The sequence below is a fragment of the uncultured Tepidimonas sp. genome (genome assembly GCF_938045175.1).
In the GTDB taxonomy this organism is placed as follows: domain Bacteria; phylum Pseudomonadota; class Gammaproteobacteria; order Burkholderiales; family Burkholderiaceae_C; genus Tepidimonas.
The window spans coordinates 1-4,031 of record NZ_CALIND010000187.1 but is presented as its reverse complement, the minus strand read 5'-3'; the positions used below and the strand labels follow the sequence as shown (position 1 = coordinate 4,031).

The following is a 4,031-nucleotide window of genomic DNA, read 5'->3' as shown; positions in this document are numbered from 1 at the left end:
CGGCCACGCGGTATGGGACCGACTGGCGGCCTTGGCGCGCCACAGCGAAAGCGCCGATGGCCTGACGGCGACGTACCTGAGCCCGGCGCACCGCGCGTGCGCGGCCGCGCTGGCCGCGTGGATGCGCGAGGCGGGCTGCGACGAGGTGACGCACGACGCCGTGGGCAACGTGGTGGGCCGCTACCACGCGCAACGATCCGCGGCGCGCTGGCTGCTGACCGGCAGCCATTACGACACGGTGCGCAATGCAGGGCCGCACGATGGGCGCTTGGGCATCGGCGTGGCGCTGGCGGCGGTGCAGCGGCTGCACGCGCGCGGACAGCGGCTGCCGTTTGGGATCGAGATCGTCGCCTTTGCCGAGGAGGAAGGCCAGCGCTACCCCGCCACGTTTCTGGGCTCGGCGGCGTTGGTGGGCGCGTTCGACCCCGCCTGGCTGGCGTTGACCGACGCCGCGGGCATCCCGATGGCGCAAGCGATGCAGCAAGCGGGCCTGCCGGGCACGTGGGAGGCGATCGCCACCTGCCGCCGCGACCCGGCGCACTACCTGGGCTTTGTGGAGGTACACATCGAGCAAGGTCCGGTACTGGCGCGCGCCCACCGGCCGCTGGGGGTGGTCACTAGCATCAACGGCAGCCTACGGTGGCTGGGCGAGTACGGCGGCGTGGCCTGCCACGCCGGCACCACGCCCATGGGGCAGCGGCGCGACGCGGCAGCGGGCGCAGCCGAGCTAACGCTGGCCGTGGAGCGGCTGGCACAGCAGCGCCCGGGCACGGTGGCGACGGTGGGTATCCTGGAGGTGCCGCAGGGCTCCATCAACGTGGTGCCGGGGCGCTGCCGCTTCAGCCTGGATGTGCGCGCCCCCACCGACGCCGCGCGCGACGAGCTCGCGCAAGCGGTGCTGGCTGCGGCGCACGAGATTGCCGAGCGACGCGGGCTGACGCTGGCCCTGCGCGAGACGGTGCGTGCCAGCGCCGCCCCCAGCGATGCGGCATGGCAGGCGCGCTGGGAGCGCGCCGTGGCGGCGCTGGGCCTGCCGGTGCTGCACCTGCCCAGCGGCGCCGGGCACGACGCCATGATGATGCACCGCCTGCTCCCCCAAGCGATGCTGTTTGTACGCGGCGAGCACGACGGCATCAGCCACAACCCGCTGGAGTCGACCACCAGCGACGACATCGAATGCGCGGTGCAGGCGTTCGAGCGCCTGCTGCACGACCTGGCCGCCGAGACGGTGGCCTGACCCCCCTGCCCCGGCACTGCCCATGACCACCCCCGCCACCACTGACCCCACCCCCGACTACGCCGCCTTGGACGCCTGGATCGACGCGCACTTCGACGAGCAGGTACGCTTTTTGCAGACCCTGGTGCGCGTGCCCACCGACACCCCGCCCGGCGACAACGCCCGCCACGCCGAGATCACCGCTGCCGCGCTGGAAGCGATGGGTTGGGCAGTGGAGCGCCACCCGGTGCCCGCCGAGCAGGTGCAGGCCGCGGGGCTGGCGTCGATCACCAACCTGATCGTGCGCCGACCCTACGGCGCAGGCGAGCGGGCACGGCCGGTCATCGCGCTCAACGCCCATGGCGACGTGGTGCCCCCGGGGGAAGGCTGGACGCACGACCCGTATGGCGCCGAAATCGTGGACGGCAAACTGTACGGGCGCGCGGCCGCGGTGAGCAAAAGCGACTTTGCCACCTACACCTTTGCCGTGCGCGCGCTGGAAGCGGTGGCCCGCCCGCGGCGCGGCGCAGTGGAGCTGCACTTCACCTACGACGAGGAAATGGGCGGCGAGCTGGGCCCGGGCTGGCTGCTGGCGCAGGGCCTGACGCAGCCCGACTTGCTGCTGGCGGCGGGCTTTACCTACCAGGTGGTGACGGCGCACAACGGCTGCCTGCAGTTGGAAGTGACGGTGGAAGGCGAGATGGCGCACGCGGCCATCCCCGACACGGGCACGGACGCGCTGCAGGGGGCCGTCCACATCCTGCAGGCGCTCTACCGCCTCAACGCCGATTATTTGCAAGTGCGATCGGGGGTGGAGGGCATTACGCATCCGTACCTGAACGTGGGTCGTATCGACGGCGGCACACACACCAATGTCGTGCCAGGCAAAGTGGTGTTTCGGCTCGACCGGCGCATGATCCCCGAGGAAGACCCCGCCGAGGTGGAGGCACAGCTGCGCCGCGTGATCGCCGAGGCGGCAGCCGACTTTGCCCCCCCGCGCGGTGGGCGCGCGCTGCGCGTGCAGGTGCGTCGCACATTGCTGGCACACGCCATGCGCCCGCTGCCCGGGGCGCAGCCGTTGGTGCAGGCGCTGCAGCGCCACGCGCAGGCCGTGCTGGGCGAGGCCATCCCGGCTGTGGGCACGCCGCTGTACACCGACGTACGGCTGTACGTGGCGCGCGGCATTCCGGGCGTCATCTATGGCGCGGGGCCGCGCACCGTGCGCGAATCCAACGCCAAGCGCGCCGACGAACACCTGGTGCTGGAAGACCTGCGCCGCGCCACAAGGGTAGTGGCGCGCGCGCTGGCCGATCTGCTGGCCGGATGAGGCAGGTGGTGGCGACCACCGGCACTCACGTCGACGCTCGCCGCCGCTCGCGCACCGACGACACGACCGACGCGGCAATGAAGACGATGCCGATCAGCCCCGTGATGACCTCGGGCACGTGCACCACGGTGCCCACGATCATGATGGCCGCCAGCGCCCCGATGGCATAGTGTGCGCCGTGCTCCAGGTAGACATAGGCCTGCAGCGTGCCGCGTTTGACCAGATAGACCGTCATCGAGCGCACGAAAATGGCACCGATGGCCAGCCCCAACATGATGATGACCACATCCTTGGTGATGGCGAAAGCGCCAATGACGCCGTCGAATGAAAACGACGCGTCGAGCACCTCGAGATAGAGAAAACTGGCAAAACCGCTGCGCTGCACGGTCGCCACGGCCGCTTCGCCAGCCTCTTCGGTTGAGAACAGCGCGCCCACCGCGTCCACTGCCAGGTACAGCACGATGCCCGCAATGCCCGCGACAAAGACGCGCATCTGCTCTGCCTCGGGCACCCACCAGCGCGTGGAAAACACCACCAGCAGCGCGATAAAGACGCTGATCTCGTCGAACTTGGCTGCTCGCACGAGTGGCCGCTCCAGAGGGCCGAGCCAGTGCGTCTCTTTGTTACGGTCGAACAAAAAGTTGAGAAACACCAGCAACAGGAAGACACCGCCGAACGCCGAGATGACCGGATACGCCTGCGTGAGCACGCGCGAGTATTCGTCGGGCTGTTGCAGGGCCAGACGCACCGTGTCGGCCCAGCCGATGTCCGCCGAGACGGCCACGATGACGATGGGAAACACCAGCCGCATGCCAAAGACGGCAATGAGGATGCCCACGGTCAGAAAGAGCTGACGCCACAGCGCACTCATGCCGCGCAGCACACTGGCGTTGACGACCGCGTTGTCGAACGACAAGCTGACTTCGAGCACCGCCAGCACCGCGGTCAGCCACAGCGCGGCCCACAGGCCCAGGGGCGACTGCACACCCCACCAGGCCGCCAGCCCCAGGCAGACGGCGGAAAACAACAGCGAAAAGCGAAAATCCTTGAGCACGAAAACGACTCCTGCGCCGCGGGCGGGGTGCAGCGGCATGGCTATGGGGAAAACCCGCGATTGTCGCGAAATTTCGGCGCTGGGTTTAGACGTTGGGCGGCGGCAGCCCGGCCAAGGTGGCCACGGCGCCACGCAAATCGCCAGCCCAGGTGCGCCGGTCGCGCCCATCGGCGCGCTGTGGCTCGCCCCAGTGCAGGTGGGCGCACAGGTCGGTCGCGGTCAGCACACGCCACAGGGACGCGATGAGCGTGTCGTCCCCCACGTAGACGGGCGCGTCGTGGCGCTGCAACGCCTCGGGGCTGGCGCCTGCAGGGCGGTAGGCGATGCCCAGCGGCAGCGCGGGACTGTCGGTCGCGAGCGCCGCCTGCAGCAGGTTGGCGTGAAACGGCAACACACCGCGCCCGTCACTGGTGGTGCCTTCCGGAAAGATCGCC

4 protein-coding genes are annotated in these 4,031 nt (G+C 69.9%); 2 read left to right on the top strand and 2 right to left on the bottom strand.

The window, feature by feature from the left end:
- Both Q0716_RS09885 and Q0716_RS09880 read left to right on the top strand, forming a co-directional pair.
- Window positions 1-1,237 (top strand): hydantoinase/carbamoylase family amidase (locus Q0716_RS09885; protein ID WP_299022741.1); only part of this gene is annotated, 1,237 nt, incomplete at its 5' end.
- A gap of 22 nt (window positions 1,238-1,259) precedes the next feature.
- Window positions 1,260-2,543 carry a M20/M25/M40 family metallo-hydrolase gene (locus Q0716_RS09880; RefSeq protein ID WP_299022738.1) on the top strand — a complete coding sequence of 428 codons (1,284 nt, stop codon included), beginning with the start codon at window positions 1,260-1,262 and terminating at the stop codon, window positions 2,541-2,543.
- Between the two features lie 25 nt (window positions 2,544-2,568).
- Here the strand turns inward: Q0716_RS09880 and Q0716_RS09875 are convergent, their stop codons facing one another.
- Window positions 2,569-3,636, bottom strand: coding sequence for a DUF475 domain-containing protein (locus tag Q0716_RS09875; RefSeq protein WP_299022736.1), 1,068 nt, complete (start codon window positions 3,634-3,636; stop codon window positions 2,569-2,571).
- Window positions 3,637-3,682: 46 nt separating this feature from the next.
- Window positions 3,683-4,031: 1-acyl-sn-glycerol-3-phosphate acyltransferase (locus Q0716_RS09870; RefSeq protein ID WP_366139731.1), on the bottom strand; the 349-nt coding region annotated here is incomplete at its 5' end.

Coding starts and splice junctions, on each gene's coding strand:
- Q0716_RS09880 (WP_299022738.1), top strand. CDS start 1,260: ATGACCACCCCCGCCACCACTGACCCCACCCCCGACTACGCCGCCTTG.
- Q0716_RS09875 (WP_299022736.1), bottom strand. CDS start 3,636: ATGCCGCTGCACCCCGCCCGCGGCGCAGGAGTCGTTTTCGTGCTCAAG.